Source organism: Streptomyces sp. 3MP-14 (genome assembly GCF_006334905.2).
GTDB classification, from domain to species: domain Bacteria; phylum Actinomycetota; class Actinomycetes; order Streptomycetales; family Streptomycetaceae; genus Streptomyces; species Streptomyces triticirhizae.
In genome coordinates this window covers 1-22,832 of sequence record NZ_VDLZ02000008.1, presented here as the reverse complement: position 1 = coordinate 22,832, position 22,832 = coordinate 1, and the positions used below count along the sequence as shown (strand labels likewise).

18 protein-coding genes and 1 pseudogene are annotated in these 22,832 nt (G+C 71.4%); 16 read left to right on the top strand and 3 right to left on the bottom strand.

Going from position 1 to position 22,832, the window contains the following annotated elements; translation table 11 throughout:
• Positions 1 to 96: 96 nt before the first annotated feature.
• Positions 97 to 2,028 carry a hypothetical protein gene (locus FH609_RS14840; RefSeq protein ID WP_226961671.1) on the bottom strand — a complete coding sequence of 644 codons (1,932 nt, stop codon included), beginning with the start codon at positions 2,026 to 2,028 and terminating at the stop codon, positions 97 to 99.
• A gap of 855 nt (positions 2,029 to 2,883) precedes the next feature.
• Here FH609_RS14840 and FH609_RS14835 point away from each other — a divergent pair.
• The 11 genes from FH609_RS14835 (at position 2,884) to FH609_RS14790 (ending at position 17,491) form a co-directional block, all read left to right on the top strand.
• Positions 2,884 to 5,613, top strand: a complete 2,730-nt coding sequence (locus FH609_RS14835; protein ID WP_139667706.1) for a Tat pathway signal sequence domain protein — start codon at positions 2,884 to 2,886, stop codon at positions 5,611 to 5,613.
• 40 nt (positions 5,614 to 5,653) lie between these two features.
• Positions 5,654 to 6,673, top strand: coding sequence for an ABC transporter permease (locus FH609_RS14830; RefSeq protein WP_226961670.1), 1,020 nt, complete (start codon positions 5,654 to 5,656; stop codon positions 6,671 to 6,673).
• Positions 6,670 to 7,614, top strand: coding sequence for a carbohydrate ABC transporter permease (locus FH609_RS14825; protein ID WP_139667705.1), 945 nt, complete (start codon positions 6,670 to 6,672; stop codon positions 7,612 to 7,614). Before FH609_RS14830 ends, FH609_RS14825 begins: the two co-directional genes overlap by 4 nt.
• A gap of 39 nt (positions 7,615 to 7,653) precedes the next feature.
• Positions 7,654 to 9,291, top strand: coding sequence for an extracellular solute-binding protein (locus tag FH609_RS14820; RefSeq protein ID WP_139667704.1), 1,638 nt, complete (start codon positions 7,654 to 7,656; stop codon positions 9,289 to 9,291).
• A 68-nt stretch (positions 9,292 to 9,359) separates the two neighbouring features.
• Complete coding sequence (locus FH609_RS31675; RefSeq protein ID WP_226961669.1) at positions 9,360 to 9,629, top strand: DeoR family transcriptional regulator; 270 nt, start codon at positions 9,360 to 9,362, stop codon at positions 9,627 to 9,629.
• Positions 9,512 to 10,438 carry a LacI family DNA-binding transcriptional regulator gene (locus FH609_RS14815; RefSeq protein ID WP_226961668.1) on the top strand — a complete coding sequence of 309 codons (927 nt, stop codon included), beginning with the start codon at positions 9,512 to 9,514 and terminating at the stop codon, positions 10,436 to 10,438. The genes FH609_RS31675 and FH609_RS14815 overlap by 118 nt, the downstream gene beginning before the upstream one ends.
• A gap of 188 nt (positions 10,439 to 10,626) precedes the next feature.
• Positions 10,627 to 11,754: a substrate-binding domain-containing protein gene (locus FH609_RS14810; RefSeq protein WP_139667703.1), complete on the top strand. Its 1,128-nt coding sequence runs from the start codon at positions 10,627 to 10,629 to the stop codon at positions 11,752 to 11,754.
• Between the two features lie 259 nt (positions 11,755 to 12,013).
• Positions 12,014 to 13,021, top strand: coding sequence for a hydroxyacid dehydrogenase (locus tag FH609_RS14805; RefSeq protein ID WP_139667702.1), 1,008 nt, complete (start codon positions 12,014 to 12,016; stop codon positions 13,019 to 13,021).
• A 216-nt stretch (positions 13,022 to 13,237) separates the two neighbouring features.
• Positions 13,238 to 15,184, top strand: a complete 1,947-nt coding sequence (locus FH609_RS14800) for a DUF2264 domain-containing protein (protein ID WP_226961667.1) — start codon at positions 13,238 to 13,240, stop codon at positions 15,182 to 15,184.
• 676 nt (positions 15,185 to 15,860) lie between these two features.
• Entirely contained in the window at positions 15,861 to 16,799 is a 939-nt protein-coding gene (locus FH609_RS14795) for a MerR family transcriptional regulator (RefSeq protein WP_139667701.1), read from the top strand.
• A gap of 74 nt (positions 16,800 to 16,873) precedes the next feature.
• Positions 16,874 to 17,491 carry a GNAT family N-acetyltransferase gene (locus tag FH609_RS14790; RefSeq protein ID WP_139667700.1) on the top strand — a complete coding sequence of 206 codons (618 nt, stop codon included), beginning with the start codon at positions 16,874 to 16,876 and terminating at the stop codon, positions 17,489 to 17,491.
• A 13-nt stretch (positions 17,492 to 17,504) separates the two neighbouring features.
• Here the strand turns inward: FH609_RS14790 and FH609_RS32145 are convergent, their stop codons facing one another.
• Positions 17,505 to 17,771, bottom strand: a complete 267-nt coding sequence (locus FH609_RS32145; RefSeq protein WP_193317902.1) for a protein-arginine deiminase family protein — start codon at positions 17,769 to 17,771, stop codon at positions 17,505 to 17,507.
• Between the two features lie 35 nt (positions 17,772 to 17,806).
• Here FH609_RS32145 and FH609_RS32140 point away from each other — a divergent pair, with 35 nt between their 5' ends.
• The 4 genes and pseudogenes from FH609_RS32140 (at position 17,807) to FH609_RS31090 (ending at position 21,296) form a co-directional block, all read left to right on the top strand.
• The gene (locus tag FH609_RS32140; RefSeq protein WP_264372769.1) at positions 17,807 to 18,292 is read left to right on the top strand and encodes a hypothetical protein; all 486 of its coding nucleotides are present in this window, start codon (positions 17,807 to 17,809) and stop codon (positions 18,290 to 18,292) included.
• A complete protein-coding gene (gene mobF / locus FH609_RS14780; RefSeq protein ID WP_193317901.1) occupies positions 18,289 to 20,019 on the top strand; it encodes a MobF family relaxase in 1,731 nt (576 codons plus the stop codon). Before FH609_RS32140 ends, mobF begins: the two co-directional genes overlap by 4 nt.
• Positions 19,952 to 21,120: pseudogene (locus tag FH609_RS31665) on the top strand (DUF1173 family protein). The gene mobF and the pseudogene FH609_RS31665 overlap by 68 nt, the downstream one beginning before the upstream one ends.
• Positions 21,121 to 21,134: 14 nt before the next feature.
• Complete coding sequence (locus FH609_RS31090) at positions 21,135 to 21,296, top strand: hypothetical protein (RefSeq protein ID WP_193317899.1); 162 nt, start codon at positions 21,135 to 21,137, stop codon at positions 21,294 to 21,296.
• A gap of 59 nt (positions 21,297 to 21,355) precedes the next feature.
• On the opposite strand, the gene FH609_RS14770 is transcribed toward FH609_RS31090, so the two are convergent.
• A complete protein-coding gene (locus FH609_RS14770; protein WP_193317898.1) occupies positions 21,356 to 21,667 on the bottom strand; it encodes a transposase in 312 nt (103 codons plus the stop codon).
• Here FH609_RS14770 and FH609_RS32415 point away from each other — a divergent pair.
• Complete coding sequence (locus tag FH609_RS32415) at positions 21,591 to 22,496, top strand: transposase (protein WP_139668023.1); 906 nt, start codon at positions 21,591 to 21,593, stop codon at positions 22,494 to 22,496. The genes FH609_RS14770 and FH609_RS32415 overlap by 77 nt on opposite strands.
• Positions 22,497 to 22,832 lie beyond the last annotated feature (336 nt).

Genomic DNA, 22,832 nt, shown 5'->3' with positions numbered 1-22,832 from the left:
CGGCGGGGCAGGCCCGCCGGGGTGCCGGGGCGGTGCGTCGGCCGCCCCGGCACCGCCGGCCCGCCCGACGCCGGGCGGGGGCCGGGCCGACCCGGGTCACTGCCCGGCGTAGGTGATGTTCGGCCGGGGCGGGGACGCCATGCCCGAGCCCAGGTAGTAGTCCACGTGGTGGGACTGCATATAGCCCTTGAGCGTCATGGCGTTCCGGTAGGCCGGGTTGTGCGCGAGGGTGTAGAGGCGGGTGTCGGTCGGGATGTCCGTGGTGAAGATGATCAGCTCGTTGAAGTCGGCGTTGGTGTAGACGGCCTCCTCGCGCCAGTCGCCCAGGATGTCGCCGTAGAAGGTGGGGTTCACGCCCTGCGAGGCGTTGACCGCGCCGTGGTTCCAGGTGCTCAGCAGGCGCGGCAGGCTGTTGCTCGGCCGGGGGTTCTCCGGGTCCCACTGCTCGATCCTGCCGTCGTTGAGCAGTTCGATGGGCAGGTCGCCGTCCCAGTGGATGCCCAGCTGCGGCCAGGGCGCCAACGACGTGTCCGGCTCGGTGAGTTGGTTGGACCGCGCGTTGTAGAGGCCGGAGAAGGACCAGACCTCCATGCCGGTGTGGTTCGGGTCGATGTCGCCGGCCATGCCGCGCCCGACGTCCGTGACGCCCTCGCCGAAGTGCTCCCAGAGGATGGTGCCGGTGCGGGCGTTGTAGTAGTACTCGCGCAGGCCGCTGGCGTTGTCCTGCTGGACGCCGTAGCCCTCCAGGCCGGCGTGGCGCGGGTCGATGTCGGTGATGTGGAAGCGGTCGCCGTGGCCGATGCCCTCGTCGGCCAGGGAGTAGCGCACGGTGCCGTCGCCGTTGAGGACGAAGCCGATCTCGGCGATCTCGTCGGTGCCGTCCCCGTCGACGTCGACGATGCGGGTGTTGTGGCCGTCGGCGCCCGGCTGGTCGCCGCGCAGCCACTTCCACTGCTGCGTCAGGTCGTCGCCGTCGAACCGGTAGGCGGCGTACATGAGGTTGAAGTCCCCGCTGCCGATGCGGTTCTTCAGGTACGCCACCAGGCTGGGCGTCGCGCCGTCGAGGTAGCCGACGCCGAGCCGGGCGCCCATGGGGCCGTCGGCGACGTAGTCGTCGGGTACGGGCGCGGTCGCCAGCGGCGCGCCGGTGAGGCCGTCGAGGATGGCCATCGACTGGTGGACGTCGTCCTCCTCGCTGTGCACCGTGCCGTCGCCGAAGGTGACGCCGTCCCCGACGCGGAGCGCGACCTCGGCCCGGCCGTCGCTGTCGAGGTCGTGGACGGTCACGCCGTCCCAGTGGCCGACGTTGACGGCCGCCGAGCCGGGCTCGATGTTGTTCTGGTTCTCGCTGTTGGGCCCCAGGTCCACCGCCCAGAGGAACTCGCCCTCGTTGGTGTAGGCCTCCAGCGACTGCGGCGAGGTCTGTCGGTCGATCACGAAGTCGTAGTCCCCGTCGCCGTCGAGGTCCCCGACCCAGGAGAACTTCACCGCGCCGCCGTCGCGGAGCGGGACGCGGACGACGGGCTCGGCCGTGGCATCGGCCGCCAGCGTGGCGGAGACGCTGGCGCTGCCCTCCTCGCCGTCCACCACCGCGCGCACGTGGTAACGGTTCTCCCGGGTGAGGTCGGCCGTCGTGTCCGTGAAGTTGGTGCCGCCGCTCAGGACCTCGGAGTTGAGCCTGGTCCAGTCGCCGCCGGCGGTGGAGCGGTAGACGTTGAACCCGATGCCCTCCGGGTCGAGACCGAGCAGGCGCCAGGAGACGAACGCGTCGGTCTCGTCGGCGCGGACGGCCACCACGCCCCGGTCCAGCCGTTCCATCGGCCGGGCCGCCGCCGTCGTCCCGACGTCGGCGACCGTTGAGGAGCCCGGGGAGGAGGAGTTCGGGGCGGAGGCCGGCGGCGGTTCGGCGCCGGCGGGGCCGAGACCGGCGAGGAGCGTCAGGCTCAGCCCGACGCCGGCCAGTCCGGCGACGGCGGCCCCGATGTCCCGCCTGCGGCGGGCACGCCTGTGCACACGTCTCAACTGCATGGGGGGTTCTCCCTGCTGTCGGCTCTACGGAGGAGGGACGTGGCCCGTTGCCCCCGTCCGTCTGACGGGCCGAGCGACACGGCATCGACCCGGGGATGCAGAGGCACGATCCTGCGGAACGCTCAACGGGTCAACAATCTCAACAAGAGTTGCCAATATTTCCCTAGTGACATCAGCATGTTGCATGTTCACGCATGCCTGTGCACACTGGGCGCTCCGGCGGGGCAAGGCGCGCCTCCTCGGGCTCACGGGCGCCCCGGGGACACTCCCCGGTGTCTGGCATCTCCCGATATCTGCCCGCGTCGCCGCAGCGGAGGCCACCCCTTCCCGACGGCATTTCCACCGCACGTGACCACGACCCGACGGACGAGAGATCCCATGCAATCTTCTGCAACGCACATGCGCCATCTCGTACGAACTTATTGACTCTTGGCGAGAGTTGCGTCAAGGTGCGGGACGCGCGGCCTCCACGGGGAGGTCGTGCCGGCTCCACCAGCCCTCGTCACCGTCCAACTGAAACGTTCCAGTCGCCCGGGTCAGGTCATCCGGCCGGCGTGAGACTCGCTGACACCCCACCCCGTCGCACCTGACCGCACCGGCGGACCCGCCTCCGGCGGCCCGCGTCGTGGACGACACCCGTCGCCCCAACTCCCGCTCGGGCGCGGGCTGTTCCGCGCTCCCGAGAGCCGGCCCCGCGCGGCGACCGACCCGCACCAGCCCGCCCCTGCCCGCCACGGGAAGTTCCCGCGAACCCGGAGCGAACCCACCGGGCCGCCGCACCGGCGCCCACGTCCCCTCCCGTCCTCCCCTCCTCCCACTCCCCTACTCGACCGCTCGCTCAAGGAGTTGAACATCGTGGTTCACATCAGTCGGCGCAACGTCCTGCTCTCGGCGGCAGCCGCCGGGGCCACCTCGCTGTTGGCCCAGAGCGGAACGGCCACCGCCGCGCCCGGCTCCCGGCCAGGACTGCCGGCCGAGCCGACCGGCCACGGCCCGGTCGGCGTGCGGTGGTTGGAGGGCGGCGCCCCCGCCGAGCTGGCCGCCGGCACCACCTGGGGGGTGCCGTGGCCGCGTGGCGCCTTCGGCCCCGACCAGGCGTTCTCGCTGGTGACGGACGCGGGCGATGCGGTGCCCGTGCAGTCCTGGGTGACCGGCTGGTGGCCGGACGGCTCGATCAAGTGGACCGCGCACGCCGTCAGCGGCTCCGCCCCGCGCGCCGAGGGCTACCGGCTGGAGCCGGGCGAGCCGGCGGCGCCCGAGCACCCGGTGACGGTGCGCACCAGCGGCCGGCGGATCACCGTCGACACCGGCGTGATCGCCGTGGCCTTCCAGCGCGACGGCGAGCACCTGGTGGAGTTCGTCCGGCGCGGCGACGTGACGATCGCGGAGAAGGGGCGGTTGGTCGCCTCCCGGCGGAATGCCGCCGACACCGACCGGCCGGAGGAGATCAAAACCCAGGCGTTCACCGGCTCGATCGACGAGGTGACGGTCGAGCAGGAGGGCCCGGTGCGCGCCGTCGTGAAGGTCACCGGCAAACACCGGCGAAACCAGCGCGGCTGGCTGCCGTTCACCGTCCGCTTCTACCTCTACGCCGGGTCGGAGGCGATCCGGATGGTGCACACCTTCTGCTACGACGGCGATCCGGAGCGGGACTTCGTCAGCGGCCTCGGCGTGCGGTTCGACGTGCCGATGCGGGACCAACCGCACGACCGGCACGTGCGGTTCGCCGGCCAGGACCAGGGCGTCCTCGCCGAGGCGGTGCGCGGGCTGACCGGGCTGCGCCGCGACCCCGGCGAGGCGGTGCGGGCGGCCCAGGTCGCGGGGCAGGCCACCCCGGACCCGGCGACCTGGGACCAGCGGGTGACCAGCAGGCTGCACCTGATCCCCGCGTTCGGCGACTACAGCCTGAGTCAGCTGACCGCCAACGGCTTCGAGATCCACAAGCGCACCCAACGCGGCCACTCCTGGCTGCGGACGGGCGGCGGCCGGCGCGCCCGGGGCCTGGCCTATGTCGGCTCGCCCAGCGGCGGACTCGCCTTCGGGATGCGGGACTTCTGGCAGCTGCACCCGACCGAGCTGGAGGTCACCGGCGCGGCCACGGACACCGCGCAGGCCACCGTGTGGATGTGGTCCCCGCGCGCCGGCGCGATGGACCTGCGCTTCTACCACGACGGGCTGGGCCAGGACACCTACGAGGAACAGCTCGAAGGGCTGGAGATCACCTACGAGGACTACGAGCCCGGCTTCGGCACCCCCTACGGGGTGGCCCGCACCTCCGAACTCACCTTCTGGGCCCTGGCGGCCACCCCCGACGCCGAGCGTTTCAGCCAGCTCGCCGACGCCAACGCCACCCCGCCCCTGCTGATCAGCCCGCCCGAACACAACCACGCGGCCGGGGTGTTCGGCTCCTGGGCCCCGGTCGACCGCTCCACCGCAGCCCGGGAACGCCTGGAGGACAACCTCGCATTCCTGCACGGCCACTACCTCACCGAGGTGGACCAGCGCTCCTGGTACGGGTTCTGGGACTACGGCGACGTCATGCACGACTACGACCGGGACCGCCACACCTGGCGCTACGACGTGGGCGGCTACGCGTGGGACAACTCGGAGCTGTCGACGGACCTGTGGCTGTGGTACCACTACCTGCGCACCGGCGGCCCGGAGGCGTTCCGCTTCGCGGAGGCGATGACCCGCCACACCTCCGAGGTGGACATGTACCACCTCGGCGAGTGGAAGGGCCTGGGCACCCGGCACGGCGTCCAGCACTGGGGCGACAGCGCCAAACAGGTCCGCATCAGCAACGCCGGCTACAAGCGGTTCTACTACTTCCTCACCGCCGACGAGCGCCTCGGCGACATCCTCCACGAACTCGTCGACGCCGACCGGGCCTTCCTCGTCCTCGACCCGGGCCGCAAGCTCGCCGATGAGCCGTTCGACCCCGACCCCGAGGCGCTGCCGCTGGGCAAGTCCACCGACTGGGGCTCCCTCGCGCTGGCCTGGCTGACCGAGTGGGAACGGGGTGGCGACGAGATCGCCCACACCAAGCTGGTCAACGGCGCGACCACTCTCGCCGCGCTGCCCAACGGCTGGGCCCAGGGCGGGACCACGACCTACGACCTCACCACGGGGCGTTTCACCGGCCCCGCCGAACCCAGCATCAGCATCGGCAGCCTCAGCTCCGTGTTCGGCCTGATCGAGCTGATGACGGAACTCCTGCAACTCGTCGACGACGAGCGGGTCCACGAGCAGTGGATCAGGTTCTGTCGCCTGTACAACGCGTCCGGGGACGAGCAGCGCGAGGAGACCGGCTCCGACTGGGGCAACCTCAACCTCCGCCAGGCCTACTCCCGCGCCACCGCCTACGCCGCCGTGCGGCTGGAGGACGACGAACTCGCCGCCCGTGCCTGGCAGGAGCTGCGCACCGGGCACGCCGGCTATCCCGAGGACCACCCCTTCACCGCCGAGCGCGTCGAGGGCACGGACGTGCTCAACCCCGTCGACGAGGCGCGGCTGTCCACCAACGCCAGCGCCCAGTACGGCCTGGCCGTCATCCAGTGCCTCGCGCTGGTCGGCGACCACCTCTGACCGCCAGGGCCCACCGCCCACCGAAGGGAGTTCAGTCCAGATGAGCGTGCTGGAGACGATGCGTGAGCGGCGCAGGAAACGTGACCCGGCCGCGGTCGCGCGCCGGGGGCGTCCACGGCCGCCGGCCGGGCCGCGGCCCCCGGGGCAGGCGCCGGGGTTTCTGCGGCGGCTGGCGCGGGACCGGCTGTTGCTGTTGATCGGGCTGCCGGGTGCGTTGGCGTTGGTCGGCTTCCACTATCTGCCGCTGCTGGGCAGCGTGATCGCGTTCCAGGACTACCAGCCGTATCTGGGCGTCGGCGACTCGGAGTGGGTCGGGTTCGACAACTTCTCGTTCCTGACGGACGGGAACCCGGAGTTCTGGAACGCGATGGTCAACACGCTCCAGCTGACGGTCATCCAGACGGTGTTGGTCTTCCCGGTGCCGCTGTTCCTGGCGCTGCTGCTGAACAGCCTGGCGGGCGAGCGGCTGAAGCGGCTGTTGCAGTCGGTGCTGTATCTGCCGCACTTCCTGTCCTGGGTGATCGTGGTCGCCATCTTCCAGCAGATGCTGGGCAACGCGGGCACGCTCAACACCTTTCTGGTCCAGAACGATCTGCCGACGGTCGAGATCATCGGCACGCCCGACCTGTTCATGGCGTTGATCACGGCGCAGTCGATCTGGAAGGACGCGGGCTGGGGGACGATCATCTTCCTGGCCGCGCTCTCCCGGGTCGACGAGGAGCAGTACGAGGCCGCCGCGATCGACGGGGCCAACGGCTGGCACCGGCTGATCCACATCACGCTGCCGTCGTTGAAGGGCCTGTTCATCCTGCTGCTGATCCTGCGGCTGGGCAACAGCCTCTCGGTCGGGTTCGAGCAGATCATCCTCCAGCAGGGTCCGGTGGGCCTGGACGCCAGCGAGGTGTTGGACACCTGGCTGTACAACTACGGGATTCTCGGCGGGGGTTGGGGTGTCTCGGCGGCGGCCGGCCTGTTCAAGGGCCTGGTCGGCGTGCTGTTGGTGATCGGCGCCAACAAGCTGGCGCACGCTTTCGGGGAACGCGGGGTGTACCAGAAATGACCACGCTGGAGCAGGCCACGATCGGTGAGGACACCGTTCGTCGGAGCCGTGGCCGTAAGCGTCCGATCTGGATGGAGAAGCCGAACCCGGTCGTCCAGGTGCTGAAGTTCGTCGCCCTCTTCGTCGCCGTCGCCCTGGTGGTGGTGCCGTTCTGGTCGATCATCGTCACCTCGCTGGCCGACCAGGAGGCGATCAACGACGCCGGTGGCGGCATGTTGATGTGGCCGGACGGCGTCACCTTCGACGCGTACCAGGCCGTGCTGTCGGGTGGCGTGGTCACCCGGGCGCTGGCCATCTCCGTCGGGGTGACCGTGTTCGGCACGGCGCTGTCGCTGGCGGCCTCGGCCGGGCTGGCGTACTGGCTGGCGCGGCCCGGCACCGTCTTCAGCCGGCCGGTGCTGATGCTGCTGCTGGGCGCGGTGCTGTTCTCGCCCGGCATCATCCCGACCTACCTGGTGGTGCGGGAGTTCGGGCTGCTGGACAACTACGCCTCCCTGGTGCTGCCCGTGATGATCAACGCGTTCAACGTGATCGTCATGCGGGCCTTCTTCCAGGAGCTGCCGCAGGAGCTGTTCGAGTCCGCGTACATCGACGGGGCCTCGGCGTTCACGGTGCTGACCCGCATCGTGCTGCCGCTGTCCAAGGCGGTGCTCGCGGTGGTCGGCCTGTTCTACGCCGTCGGGTACTGGAACGCGTTCTTCAACGCGCTGCTCTACATCCAGACCACCGACAAGTGGCCCATGGCGCTGGTGCTGCGCACGTTCGTCGTCAACCAGAGCGCCATCGGCGGCGAACAGGTCGGCAGCGGCGAGGCGTTGCCGCCGCAGCTGCCGATGCAGATGGCGATCCTCGTCATCGCGATCGTCCCGATCCTCCTCGTCTACCCCTTCCTCCAGCGGCACTTCGCCAAGGGCGTCCTGATCGGCGCCGTCAAGGGCTGACGTCCCTCCTCCCGCACGTCCCTTCCAGAGGTGATCACGTTGTCCACCAGACCACTCTCCCGCCGCACGCTCCTGGCCGGCCTCGGCCTGGGCGCGGCCACGCTGGGCCTGGGCCCGCTGACCGCCTGCTCCTCGGGGGCGCGTTCGGGCCGCAACAGCGCCCAGGCCAACAGCGCCGTCGCGCTTCCCCGCTACCTCCCGTTCGAGGGCGTCGCCCCCGACCTGCCGGGCGACGAGACCAGCGGCGTGCTGCCCGGCTTCCTGCACTACCCGACCGACAACCCGCGCAGCGTGGCGGAACGGCCCGGCAACGGGGAGACGGTCTCGGGGCTGGCGAACCTCTACACCGCCGTGCCGCCGGGCGTGGACCGCAACTCCTACTGGCGCGGCCTCAACGAGCGGCTGGGCGTCACCCTGGACATGCGGATGGTGCCCAACGCCGACTACGAGCAGACGTTCTCCATCACCATGGCCAGCGGCGACCTGCCGGACGTGATGCAGCTGTGGCCGGGCGCGAACTTCGCCGACATGCTGCACAACACCTTCGCCCCGCTGGACGAGTTCCTCGGCGGCGACGCCGCCGGCGACTACCCCAACCTCGCCAACATCCCGACCGCCCACTGGAAGAACTGCGTCTTCAACGGCGCCCTCTACGCGGTGCCCGTGCCCCGGGGACGCGTCCGCCACTACCACCTCTACCGCAGGGACCTGTTCGAGGCGATCGGCGTGGACGGCGAACCGAGGGGCTGGGACGAGTTCGTGGCGCTCTGCCAGGAGCTGACCGACCCCTCCCGACGCCGCTGGGCGCTCGGCAGCGTGACCCAGGCGTTCTACTTCCTGGCCCGGATGAACGACGAGCCCAACGTGTGGCGGGAGGAGGGCGGCAACCTCACCCACTTCTACGAGACCGAGGAGTACCGGCAGTCCGTCCAGGACATGACCGCGCTGTGGGACGCCGGCGTCATCCACCCCGACACGTTCAACCCCAGCACCCCGTTCGCCCAGTACTTCGGCGCCGGCACCGTCGCCATGTCCCTCGGCGACGGCTACGGCGCCTGGTCGACGGTCACCCTCGCCAACGACAGCGAGGACTTCGCGCTGGGCCTGATGCCCGTCTACGACCGGGCGGGCGGCGAACTGGCCGCCTGGCACACGGGCAACGGCGTCTTCAACATCGCGGGCCTGCGCAAACAGGACGACCCGGAGAAGACCAGGCTGGTCCTGCGCGTCCTCGACTGGCTGGCCGCGCCGTTCGGCACCGAGGAACACCTCTACCGCGTCTACGGCGAGGAGGGCGTGGACCACGAACGGAACGCGGACGGCGACCCCATCTACACCTCCGACGGGCAGACCAATACCGGCGTGCCGACCCGTTACCTGGTGGACAGCCCCGCCGTGCTCTACCAGCCGGGCCGCCCGGACGATGTGGAATACCAACACGCCTACCAGACAACGGTGTTGGAGCGGCGCAAGGACGACCCGACGCTCGGTCTCCACGCCGAGTCCGCCACGGCCAGGGCCGAGGCGGCCGAACGAAACCTGCTCTCGACGCGGGACGACGTCATCCAGGGCCGCAGGTCCCTCTCCGACCTGGACCGCGCCGTCGACGACTGGCGCTCGGCGATCGGCGACCAGATGCGCACCGAGTTCGAGGAGCAGCTCCAACAGGCGGGCTGACGGCTCCTGCGGCGCGCCGGCCGGGGTGCGCCGCCCGGACGCGTTCTCCGAAAGGGTCATGGTCGAAGATGCTCGTCTCACAGCGCCGGGCGCTGCTGATCAGGGAGTTGGAGGCGGCCGGCGCGCTGCGGATCACGGAACTCGCCTCGCGCCTGGGGGTCTCCCGCGACACCATCCGAAGAGACCTGCGGAAGCGGAGACGAACGGCCGGGTCACCCGGGTGCGGGGCGGTGCGCTGCTGGCGGGCCCGGCGGGGCAGGCGCCCGCCGCCGGCCGGCACCCCCGCCGGACCCTGGGGCTGCTGGTCCCGTCCGCCTCCCAGGTCTCCCCGCGCGTGATCGCCGGGGTGCGGGAGGTGGCGGCCCGGCGCGGCGCCCGCCTGGTCGTCGCCCTGACCCACGACGCGCGCCCCGGCGACCCGGAGCAGCTGGCGGAGCTGGCCGCCGCCGGCGTCCGGGGGCTGATCGTGGTGGGCGCCGAGCCGCACCGCCTGTCGGCGGCGGTGCTGGGCCGGCTCCAGGCCGGCGAACTCCCGTTCCTGCTGGCCGAGTACCGGCCCTGGGACGAGTTCGCCGCCTGCGAGTGCGTCGTCGTCCACCACCGGCAGGGCGCGTTCGCCGCCGTGCGCCACCTGGCCGCCGTCGGGCACCGAGGCGTCGGGCTCCTCACCGCCGGCGGCGCGACGGGCGCGCTGGTGCGGGAGGGGCACGCCGAGGCGGTCCGGCGGCTCGGCCTCGTTCCCGGCGCCCCGAGCGTCGACCTGGCGCGGGACGCCGTGCGGGAGAAGGGGCGGGGCGAGGCGTACGACCGCTTCCTGCGCGCGTGCCGTGGCTCGGGCACCCGGGCCGCGCTGGTGCACACCGACCGGGACGCCATCGCCCTGCTGCGTCGGATGCGCGCCCACGGGCTGCGCGCCCCGGACGACCTGGCGGTGGTCGCCTACGGCGACGAGATCGCCTCCCTCGCCGACGTGCCGCTGACCGCCGTGGCCCCGCCCCAGCGCGAACTGGGCCGGCTCGCCGCCCACCTGCTGCTCGACCGCCTGGCGGCCGGCGACCCGTCCGCCGTCCCCGTGCGCCAACTCGCCCTGCGCCCGCGCCTGATCGTCCGCGCCTCCTGCGGGGCGAGCGGCCAGGTCGCCGGCTAGGGCCGCGTTCACCCCGCCGCGCCGTTCGCTCCAAACGGCGCGCAACCTCGCACGATCTCGCACGATCTCGCATGACGTCCCGCGAGGATCGGGATCGGATCATCTGGTGCGCACGCTTTCACCTGTTACTGCGCCGATCCGTCACCTCGTCTACGATGTGCACGATTCTGTTCCCCTTGGGAGGGTCCATGACCGACATGCTCGTCGCTCAACGCCATGAGCTGCTGGTCGGAGAGCTGGAGAAGTCCGGCGTCCTCAAGATCACCGAGCTGGCCGATCGGCTGAGGGTCTCCCGCGCCACCATCCGTCGCGACCTGATGGACCTGGAGGCCGAGGGGCGGGTCACCCGGGTGCGGGGCGGCGCCCTACTGTCCACGCCCAAGCCGGGAACCCCGTCAGGGGAACAGCCGGCCTCGCGCCAACTCCCCTCGTCCTCGGGCCAGTTCGGCGGCTCCGCCCCCGAACTCTCGCTGGGCCTGATGGTCCCATCCGCCACCTACTACTACCCGCGCGCGGTCGCCGGCGTCCGCGCGGTCGCGGCCGAGCGGAACGCCCGGGTGATGATCGGGCTCACCGACTACGCCCAGGCCAGGGACCAGGAGCAGATCGAGGAGCTGGCGGCCGCCGGCGCGCACGGGCTGCTGGTGGCCACGGCCGGTGGGCACTTCCTCTCGCCGGGGACGCTGGAGCAGCTGCGCGCCGGCGGGTTGCCGTTCGTCCTCATGGAACGGCAGCCGGAGAACGCGTTCGAGCCCTGCGAGTTCGTCGCCTCCGACCACCGGCAGGGCGCCTTCGCCGCCGTGCGCCACCTGGTCGGGCTCGGCCACGACCGGGTCGCGCTGTTCACCAACGGCAGCCCCACCGCGCCGCTGCTCGCCGAGGGGCACGCGGCGGCCGTCGAGCAGCTCGGGCTCAAGCCATCGGCGCCCACCCTGGACAGCGGACGCCCCAAGCAGGGCACGGCCGAAGCCGCGCGCCACTACGACCAGTTCATCAAGGAGTGCCTGGCCAGCCGCACCAGGGCGGCGCTGGTGCACTCCGACCACGACGCGATCGAGCTGATCCGCCGGATGCGTTCGGCGGGGCTGCGCACCCCGGACGACCTGGCGCTGATCGCCTACGACGACGAGATCGCCGCGCTGGCCGAGGTCCCGCTGACCGCCGTCGCGCCGGCCAAGCACGAGCTGGGCGAACTGGCCGCCCGCCTGCTGCTCGACCGCCTCCAGGCCCCCGACCCCGACGAGGTTCCGGTGCGGCAACTCCTCGTCCAGCCGCGCCTGATCGTCCGCGCCTCCTGCGGGGCCACGGCCGCCTGAGCCGAGGCGTGGCAGCGTGACGCCTGGGGCAGGGCGGCGTGGCGCCTGGGGCAGGGCGGCGTGGCGCAGCTGAGCGAACATTGTCAGAAGTGTTCACCATGAAGCATTCTCTTGAGAGGATGATCGCTCAGCCACGGCACGGCGCGCTCCGCCCCGTGCGGGGCTGAACCGTCGTGCGTCGCTCCCCCGACGCCTCCCACGCCGAGCGGCCCCCCGCCCCGGGTCGCCACCCCGGCCGAACCCGAAAGTGTGTCCGCCCATGCCCGCGCGCCCCGCCGCCCTGTTCGCCCTCGACGGCGCCCATCTCCCGCTGCTCTTCCCGCCCGACCTGCTCACCGCGCTCGACGCGGTCGTCGAGATCGACCCCTCCCTGGTCGTCCGCGACTTCGACGACCCCCGCGTGCGGCCCCTGCTGCCCGGGGTGGAGATCCTGCTCACCGGCTGGGGATGCCCGGCCATCTCCCCGGACGTCCTGGACGCCCTCCCCCGCCTGCACACCCTGGTCCACACCGGCGGCACCGTGAAACGCCTGGTCAGCCCGGCGCTCTGGGACCGGGGCATCGCGGTCTCCTCGGCCGCCGCCGCCAACGCCCTGCCCGTCGCCGAGTACGCCCTCGGCATGATCCTGCTGGTGGGCAAGGGCATCCTCACCCTGCGGGAGGAGTACCGGGCGGCGCTGACGCCTCCGCCGAACCTGCTGCGCCGGGACCTCGGCAACCTCGGGCGCCGGGTCGGCATCGTCGGCGCCTCGAAGATCGGGCGCCGGGTGATGCGCCTGCTGCGCCCCTTCGACTTCGACGTGCTGCTGTACGACCCCTTCGTGGACGCGGCCGAGGCCAAGCGGCTGGGCGTCCACCCGGTGGGCCTGGACGAACTGCTGGCCAACTGCTCGATCACCTCGCTCCACGCGCCCGCGACCCCGGCCACCCGGCAGCTGGTCACCGCCGAACGGCTCGCGCTGATGCCGGACGGCGCCACCCTGATCAACACCGCCAGGGGCAGCCTGGTGGACACCGAGGCGCTGACCGAGGAGCTGGTCAGCGGCCGGATCAACGCGATCCTCGACGTGACGGACCCCGATCCGCTGCCCGCGACCTCCCCGCTGTTCCGGCTGCCCAACGCGTTCCTCACCCCGCATGTCGCCGGCTCCCAGGGAAACGAGCTGCGCCGACTGGGCCTGGCCGCGCTGCGCGAGGTCCAACGGGCCGTCCGGGGCGAGCCGTTGGCCCACCGCGTCGAACCGGCCGAGCTGGCCCACAGCGCCTGACCATCCGCGAGCGGCCATGAAGCAAAACGAAGCAATCCATTGACCACTGAGCATTACCGCGTCAAAGTGCGGAGGCGCATCGCCTCCCGAGGAGCCGTCGTGACCCGCCCCTTCCACACCGCGCCCGCCTCCCCCGACCGCCCCGCCCCACCTGCCCCACCCGCCTCGCCTGCCTCACCTGCCTCACCTGCCTCGCCCGCCTCCCCGCTGACCGGGGTGACCCGGCGGGACTGGGAGCGAACGGCCGACCAACTCCTCGCGGCGCTGCGCCCGTTCGCCGTCCACGGCGGAGCCGGCTACCAACTGCCCGGGCCCGCCAGCGGATCGGGCCCTGCCAGCGACGCGCTGGAGGGCTACGCCCGCACCTTCCTGCTGGCCGCCTACCGGGCCGCGCACGCCGACGACGCCCACGCCGAGGAGATCCTCGCCCCCTACGCGGCCGGCCTCGCACACGGCACCGACCCGCACCACCCCGGCGCCTGGCCGCACCCCGCGACGCTGCCCCAGGCCAGGGTCGAGGCGGCGGCCGTCGCCATCGGACTGCACGAGACCCGCCACCGGATCTGGGACCGCCTGCCCGACCCGACCCGGCGGGCGGTCGTCGCCTGGCTCTCCGGTGTCTCCAACGCCCGGGTGCCGCAGAACAACTGGCTCTGGTTCCGCGCCGTCGTCGCCGCCTTCCTGCGTTCGGTCGGCGCGCCCCACTCCACGTGGGACATCTCCGAGGCCCTGGAACGCACCGAGGGCTGGTACGCCGGCGGCGGCTGGTACAGCGACGGCGCCCGCGTCCCGGGACACCTCAGCAACATCGACCACTACAACGGCTGGGCCCTGCACCTCTTCCCGCTCTGGTACGCCAGGATCTCCGGCGAGCACGCCGAGCCCGACGCGCTGGCCCGCCACCGGGAGCGGCTGCGCCTCCACCTCGCCGACCTGGTCCACCTGACCGGCGGCGACGGGGCGCCCCTCTTCCAGGGGCGTTCCCTCGTCTACCGCTTCGCCGCCGCCGCGCCGTTCTTCGTCGGAGCCCTCTTCGAGGCCACCCCGCTGGCCCCCGGCCTCACCCGCAGGTCCGCCAGCGGCATCCTGCGGTACTTCCTGGACCGGGGCGCCCTCGACGAACGCGGGCTGCTCTCCCTGGGCTGGCACGGGCGCTTCGAACCACTGCGGCAGATCTACTCCGGGCCCGCCTCGCCCTACTGGGCCAGCCAGGCGTTCACCGGGCTGCTGCTACCCCCCGACCACCCCGTGTGGACCGAGCCAGAGCAGCGACTCCCCGTCGAACGCGGCGACTTCGTCCGCGTCATCGCCGCACCCGGCTGGCTGGCCTCCGGCACCGTGGCCGACGGCGTCGTGCGCGTGGTCAACCACGGCACCGACCACACCCCGCCCGACCGGCCGGCCCGCGACGACCCCTGCTACGCGCGCCTCGCCTACGCCACCCACACCGGCCCCGACCTCGGCCCGCCCCTGGACCTGAGCGGCGACCCCGAGGCCCACCCGCGCGACGGCGACGCACGCGCCGACCAGGGCCCCGACAACCGCGTCGCTCTCCTCGCCGACGACAACGCGCCCTCCCACCGCAGCCCGCTGCGCCGCCGCACCCTCCACGACCACACCGCCGTCTCCGAACACACCCCGCACTGGCCGGTGTTGGGCGAGCCCGACCGGGAACGGTGGCCGTCAGGCCCCACGGTCGTGACCGCCTCCGTGGTCAACGGCCCCTGGGAGGTGCGGATCGTCGAGGTCGCCGAGGACGGCCACCGGGTGCGCATCGGCGGCCACGCGCTCGCCGACCACCGGCCGCCCAGCGCCCACCGGCGGCCCGGGACGCTGAGCCTGGTGCGCGACGACGGCCTCACCAGCGCGCTCACGCTCCTGCTCGACGGCGACCCCGCCGCGCTCACCGCACACCACACGACCGGACGGAACGCCTTCGGCCCCCACAGCGCCACCCCCGTGTACGAGTCGACCGGCCGCCGCCACGCCGTCGGCGTCTTCCTCGGCGCCCACGGCGCGGACACCCCACCCGTTCCCCCGCGCCTGCGCCTGGCCGCCGACTCCGCCACCGTCCACTGGCCCAACGGCCACACCGACACGCTCCGCTGGCACCCGCCCGCCCCGGCCCAAGCGGCCGGCCCCACGCCCGGCGACGTCCCCTGACCCCGGCAACGGCACCGCGCCGCGCCCCCGGCCGCCGGCACCCCGACCCAGGGGCCGCCACCAACCACCCCGGCGCCACGTTTTGTTGCGATGCGCGGCCGGCCGGGGGTGACGGCCGCCACCGCCGCCCAGACCGCGCCGACGATCTCGCCGTTGGAGTTGCGATCCTCAGCTCCCACGGAGGACGGCCGCCACGGCCTTTGAGCTGGGGTGATAGCGCTCAGTCGACGTGCCATAACGAGCCTGTCGACAGACATCACGCCCAACTCCGGCATTCCGCTTCGGTGCGATCCGCGTGTCGCGTGTGTGCTTGCGGTTCCGAACCACCGTGGCGTGATGCCCGGTTGACCAGTGCGCCGGTAACCCAGCGGCCCGGAGTGGGAACTGTATCCCGGCCGACTCAGGGCCGGGTGCTCGATGGAGGATGAAGTTCCCCAGGGGCGAGGCGTGGGAGACCTCGTCCGGGTGCGAGTCGGCCGAGTCGGGCGTTCTCCTGGGCGTGGAGCACCGGTTCGCGATCCTGGTGGATCGCATGACTGCGGCTCGGCGGCCCGCCGCACGGGTCGCGGGGAAGGTGGCCTCACCAACGCCCCGACGCCTCCGGCGCCCGTCCCGCAACGAGACAGGGAGCGCGCAGGCTTGAGTCTCCCGCAGGGGGAGACAGGAAGGTGGGCTTATGGACGGCGGCACCCGCTACTCGATCGGCGAACTGGCCCGGCGCACCGGGCTGACGGTCAAGACCATCCGGTTCTACTCCGACCGGGGCATCGTCGAGCCCGCCGGCCGCACCCCCGCCGGCTACCGTCTCTACGCCCCGGACGCCGTCGCCCGCCTGTCCCTCGTGCGAACACTGCGCGAACTGGGACTCGGCCTCCCCGTGATCCGGCAGGTCGTGAACCAGAAACTCACGCTCGGCGAGGTCGCCGCGGAACACGCCGCCGCCCTCGACGCACAGATCAGCATCCTGCGTCTGCGACGGGGCGTTCTGACAGCCGCCGCCCAACGCGAACCCACCCCCGAGGAGATGGAACTCATGCACCAGCTGGCCACCCTGTCCGAAGCCGAACGCCGACGCCTGATCGACGACTTCCTCAACAGCGTCTTCGAAGGCCCCCACCTCCGCGCCCACTTCGGCGCGGCTCGGCGTTCCATGACGCCCGAGCTACCCGACAGCCCCTCGGACGAACAGATCCGAGCGTGGGTGGAGCTGGCTGAACTGTCTCTGGACCCGGACTTCCGCGCCAGTCTGCGACGCCTGACCGAGGACCACGCGCCCGCCCGGCCCGGCGACGTTCCCACGCCACCCCGCCCGGACATGTTCGCCATGGTCCGGGATCTCGTTGGGCCGGCGGTGGCGCGCGGCATCAGCCCCGACTCGCCGCACGCCGATCCGGTCGTCGCGGCGCTCACCGCCCGCTGCGCGCTCGCGCACGGCCGACCCGACGACGCCGAGTCGCACCGGTGGCTGCTCCACCGCCTTGAAGCCGCGAGCGATCCGCGCAGGGACCGGTACCTCCGGCTACTCGCGCTGATCAACGACTGGCCGGCACCGGAACGCCTCACCCCGGTGATCGACTGGTCCGTCACCGCTCTGCGGACACGGGCAGCCCGGTGACGCGACAACCACCCAGCCCCGCCCCGCAGTCACACCCAACGCCCGAAGCCGCTGCGGCCCCATACGCTCGGCCGATGGAGAAGATCGTCGCACTGCTCACGGCGGACGCCACACCGTCGGCCCCCGCTCTCATACTGCGTCCCTGGGACCCGGCGGACGCCGCCGAGTTGGTTGAACTGTATCGGGACGACGCCCTGCGCCGGTGGACGAGTCCGACCGTGAACGACGAGGCGAGCGCGGCTCGTTGGATCCACGAACAGCAACGGGGGTGGGAGACGGGAGACCGCTTCGGGTTCGCCGTCGTCGAATCCCGAAGCGCGGGCACCGACGGCAGGTTGCTGGGAAACGTGGTCCTCAGGAACGTCATGCCGGGCACGTCGTCCGCCGAGGTTGGCTACTGGACCGCAGCCCATGCGCGCGGCCGGGGAGTGGCACCCCGAGCACTACAGGCCCTGACGGACTGGGCCTTCACCGCCTTCCCCACCTTCAACGCTCTCCCCGCCTCCCCCGGCAACGGACTGACGCGCCTCGAACTCCTGCATCAGGTGGACAACGCCGCATCGTGCCGCGTCGCGGAGAAGAGTGGGTACGCCTACACGACGCTCCTGCCCCCGGCACCGCCGGCCTACCCCCTTCCCGGTCACCTGCACATACGGACGCGCGGCCAACTCCCCCGCCCCGCCGCCGGATGAGTACCCGTCCTGATCAACGCCACCAGGCGAGATCGTCGGGCAGTTGACGGAACGCGTTGGTCACGCAGTGCACATTGCCGCCGACCGTTCCCACCCCGTGTGCGTACTGCCAGTCGTCGACCCAGGCGACGTCCACGCCGTGCGGGGCCAGCGCCTCCTCGGTGGCGCGCTGGAAGACGTCGCGGCCCTCGGCGTCGGCCGGCGCGTGGGGCTGCGGCGACAGATAGGTGTCGGTGCCCGGCTGGGGTCCGTTGGCAATCGCCAGCAGGTAGTTGGCCACGATGTCCTTCGCGGGTAGTCGGGGATCTCCAGGCGGTGGAAGAGCGCCGGCACCCGCACGATCTCGTCGTCGGCGAGCCCCAGTTCGGTGGTGAGCACCTCGATGGCGGCGTTCACCCCCTCGGTGGCCAGCCGCTGGCCCTCGCGCAGCTCCGGCAGTTGGCGGGCCTCGGCCACGGTGACTTCGGGGTGCAGGTTGTCCTCCGGGGCCACGCCGCGCACCACGGGCTGGTCGCCGAGGCCGGCCAGCCGGTCGCACCCCCGCCGACTCCGCGCGGGCCGCCCAGGACGAAGAGTCAATCATCAGAAGAAGCGACTCACTGGGAAGAGGACTTCTTCGAAGATCTTTTTCAGGCACACCGTTTGCACTCCGGGATACCGTGCCTGCCACCTAGCACGATCTCTCACTGTGATCGCGATGCTTCTTTTGGTAACCCTGGTGCTGGTCCGGGGTGCGCGCCGGTGATCACACTGCACCCGATCAGCGCCGGTTCCGGCATCGACTATCTGATAGCACCGTGATCTCCGAAGACGTCGAGCTGGGGCGTCAGGAGGCAGGCGCCTACTGGTCGTCCGGTGGGGACACCCCCGGGTACTGGCTCGGGCGGCAGGCCACTGACCTCAAGCTGAAGGGGCAGGTCACCGAGGCCGGTGCGGACGCGATCTTCAAGGATGGGGTCTCCCCCGTGGACGGTGCACCACTGGAACGGACATGGCCCAGGTACCCCACCGCCGAGGAGCACTTCGACACCTTGCTGGCCGCCGAGCCCCATGCCTCGGACGCACGCCGCGACCAGCTGCGGGAGCAGACGGAGCGGATGGGTAACCGCACCGCGCGCTCCGGCTGGGAGATGGTGTGTTCGCCCGTCAAGAGCTTCGCCGTTCTCTGGGGAACGGCGGATGACAAGACACGAGAGCGCCTGGAGAAGGTCGAGCGCGAGGCGTTCAGGAAGGTGTTCGCGCGGCTGGAACGGGAGGCGTGCTGGACGCGGAGCGGCCCCGGGGGCGTGGTGCAGCTACCGGGAAGCGGCCTGATCGCCGCCGGCTTCGAGCACCGCTCCAGCCGGGCAGGCGATCCGGACTGGCACCGACACGTCGCGATCTCCGCCAAGGTGCGCACCGAGGACGGTCGCTGGCTGGCGCTGGACGCGCGGCACCTGCACCGGCTGGTCGTCTCCCTGTCCGCTCAGTACACGGCCGAGATCGAGCGGGGGATGCATCGGGAGCTCAAGGTGGTCGCGGCGCCGCGCGCGGACACGGTGCGCTCGGACAAGCGCCCGGTGCGGGAGTTCCTCGGGGTGCCCGCCACCGTGATCCGGGCCTTCTCCGCGCGGCGAACCCAAACCGAACGGCAGCTTGCCCAACTGGTCGCCGAGTTCCGCCAGGTGAAAGGGCGCGAGCCGAGCCGGGCGGAGGAGTACGAGCTGGCCCAGCGGGCAACGCTGATCGCGCGCCCCGACAAGCAGGCCCACGACCGCGAAGGCGAGCGTGAGGAGTGGCGTGAGAGGGCACGGCGGCTGGGTGTTCGTCGCCCCGAACGCTGGCTTCGGCGGGCCCGGAAAGCGTCCCGCCGCTTCCGGTCGAGGTCCGTCCCTTTGAAGGTGGTCGTCGAGCGTGTGCTGGGCACGTTGGAGAGCGACCGGGAGTCCTGGACCCGGGCCAACGTCGAGGCCGAGACCTATCGTCAACTCGCCGGCCGCCGCCCTGCTCGCGGAGCTCGGAGGACTCGGCCCGTTGCTACGAGACCTCTACCGCCCGTTGGCCGCAGCCTAGTCCCTCGCCGACGACGGCACTCATCTGATCGAACGCATCGGGCGACGGCTGGTCTGCGACGCCATCGAACACCGCCCCGTCTCCCTGTCCGCCCGCCTGCGTTGGTCCCCCATCACCGCCCGGCAACTCGACGGGTTGTTCACCATCTACCAGGCCACCGCACCGGTCCAGGAGCGGGCGGCCACCGGTGTGGAGCACACGGCCCAGACATTCGGGACAGACACCCCGCGCGCCTGGCTGGAGAGGTCGTCCGGGGAATCCTGTCCGCCGCCGACCGACACCTCCCGCCTCAGGTCGAGGGCATCACCACCCCCACGCCCGCCAGCCGCGCCGCTCGGTCGCGCGAACCCCAGTACCGGCGCCCTCCCTCCCGCCGAGACCTGGAGACCGGACTCGCCGGCGCCTACGGTGACGACCAGCGCGGCAGAAGACGTCCGAGGGCCGCCTCCCCACCCGCGCCGAGCCCGACCATCTGACCGGGAGCACATCCTCGTGTACCCCGCCTCCGCCCTCGTGCGGATCGCCGACCAGACGCTGTCCCTGTCCGCCGTGCGGAACCACCCCGGCCGCTACGCCAAGCTCCTCAGCCGAGCCAAGGTGGTGGTCGGTCACGCGGAATGCCTCTGCCGCAGGTCCCCACTCAAGCTCGTCATCCGCGTCCGCTCCGGCCGACACCACCTCGCCGGCTGGCCGGGCGAAGGACACCACCACGCCCCCAACTGCCCCTTCCACAAGATCCCCCCGAGCCTCTCCGGCCGCTCCCACTACACGGGCGGCGCCATCGCCGAGGACGAGGCCGGTACCCACATCCGACTCGAGAACCCCCTCACCCTGCGCACCACCCCAGCCCAAACCATGCGGTCCCCCAGGAAGGCGAACTCCCCCTCCGCCACCGGAGAACGCCGTTCCGTCGGACTCCTCGGTCTTCTCCACCACCTGTGGGAGACCGCCGGGCTCACCCGGTGGAGCCCGCACCGGACCCGCACCTGGCGCACCTGGCGCACCTGCGAAAGTCTGCTGCGAGCCCTGCTCGACGAGGCCACCGTGAACGCGCTACCGCTGTCCGAGGCCCTCTACCTCGTCCCGCCCTACCGCCCGGAGACGGCCAAGAGCCACGCTGCGGCCTTCAACACCTTCCGCGATCGGCTCGGCCAGCGCCGCACCACGCAGCGGCGCGGCCTCATCCTGGGCGAGATCAAGGACATCCCCCCACGCGCTACGGCGAACGCCTTTCCCTACGCCACCTGCCCGGCGCCCTGTTCACCAGCACCGAGCTGCTGGAGAAGGCCCGCCGGGCACACCGCGCCGTCCTCGCCACCACGTCCCCCGCGCAGGACGCCCGTCGCGTCGGCCTCTTCCTGGTCAGCCTGAGCCCCAAGGACTATCTGATCGTCGAGGACCTGGCGGTCATGCTGACCAACCGCGCCTACATCCCCGCCGATTCCTCCCACGAGATCACCATGGCGGACGCCCTCGCGGCCGCCGGCCGCAGCTACCTCAAACCCCTCCGCTACGACACCACCACCAACGTCTTCCCCGACTTCGTCCTCACCGACCACCCGGCGGGACCCGTCTAGTCGAGGTCTGGGGCATGAACGACCTGGCCAGCTACCGCGAGCGCAAGCGCATCGAGCAGGTCTACTACCGGGCCCACGGCATGCCGGTCATCGAGTGGGAGGTGGGGAACCGATGCCGGAGCTACAGTACCGCCCTCTCAACCCATGAGGTGAAAACCCGCATAAGCGGACTCTGACAGGTCCAGTACCCGGCATACGGGCCCGACCCCGAAGCCGATCTCCTTCAGGTGCTCTATCACCTGGTCGGCTTCGTCCGGGGACGGTCGAGCTCCTGGGCAAAAAGCGCACTCGCCGCTTTGAGAATGTCATTCGTCCGCCGCAACTCGGCTACTTCCTGGCGGAGTTGCTTCAGCTCCTCGCGTTCGGCAGTCGTGAGCCGATCATCGCGTTCCCCGACGTCCGCCTCGGCCTGGCGGACCCAGCCCCGCAGGGCTTCCTTGTGAAGCCCGAGATCCCTCGCGACATGCGCGATCGGCCGTCCGGTCGCCCGGACCTCACGGACCGCGCGCTCACGGAGCTCGTCGGAATACCTACGTGGTGCTGGCACTGCTGCGGTTCTCCTTGCGGCCCGGCAACATAGCCAGGCTTCAAGGACTCCACCAAACTCAGAGCAGCTCAAAACCGGCAGCAAGCACCACGTCATCTGCGACGGGAACGGTACACCGCTGAAGGTGATCACCACCGCCGGAAACGTCAACGACGTGACGCAGACCCTCGTCCTGGTCGACGGCGTCCCGCCTGTCGCCGGTCGAGTCGGACACCCGCGCAAGCGCCCTGACGCCCTCTTGGGCGACAAGGGATACGACGACGACCTCAACCCCCATGAACTGCGTAAACGCCGCATCCTGCCCGTCGTCTCCCGCAAGGGAAGCCCGAACATCGAGAGCCTGGGCAAGCTCCATTACGTCGTCGAGCGAACCTTCGCCCTCCTCCAACAGTTCAAACGCCTCACCATCCGCCGGGAACGCCGACCGACCTACACAACGCCCTCGTCTCACTCGCCAGCGGCCTCATCTGCTGGCGGCGCTCCCATCCCAGCCGTTGCCGTTGCCATTCGCGTCCCAGCGTGGGAAAGCGGAGATTGCGAGCACTGTGGAATGGGTGTAGCAGGGTGTCCCTGTGCTGCGCCCCCGCGTTTCCCATCGTGGCGAGGAAGTGCCCCGGCTCCGCAAGCCCGGAGGGTGCCGACGTCGGGTGCAGCTAATTTCAGCAACACGCGAGGCTCGGTGAGACTACCTGGCCGATGCTCCTGTCCGGTCAAGTGGGTCGGTCCAGACTGTGTCGGGTCAGGATGCTGTGCACCGTGGAAGGTGGGAAGGCCGAGGATGGGGCAGATGCGGGCCAGGCGAGTTTGCGGGCGATGCGCAATGCGATGACACGGGTTCCAAGGCCGTGTCGACGCGATGGGGAGTGATGTGCGGACGGCTGGGTCTCCACCACATCGGATGTCCTCGTCATGCTCAAGCTCCAACTGCTGTGACCAGTGTCAACAACCCTCGATCTAGACCCATTCGAATCCGAGGACGATGAGCGCGCCCCGCTATCTTTTTCGCGGTCCTGCAATGGGGCCGCTGGCCTCTGGGCCCGGTATGACTGTTGCCCCCTGTCGAAGGCATGACCTGGGGGGTGGTGTCGCCGGGACCCGGGGGTGTTCGTCGGAGACGCTGATCAGAGGTCCGGCCACCGTCCGGTCCGGTGCAATGCCGGACAGC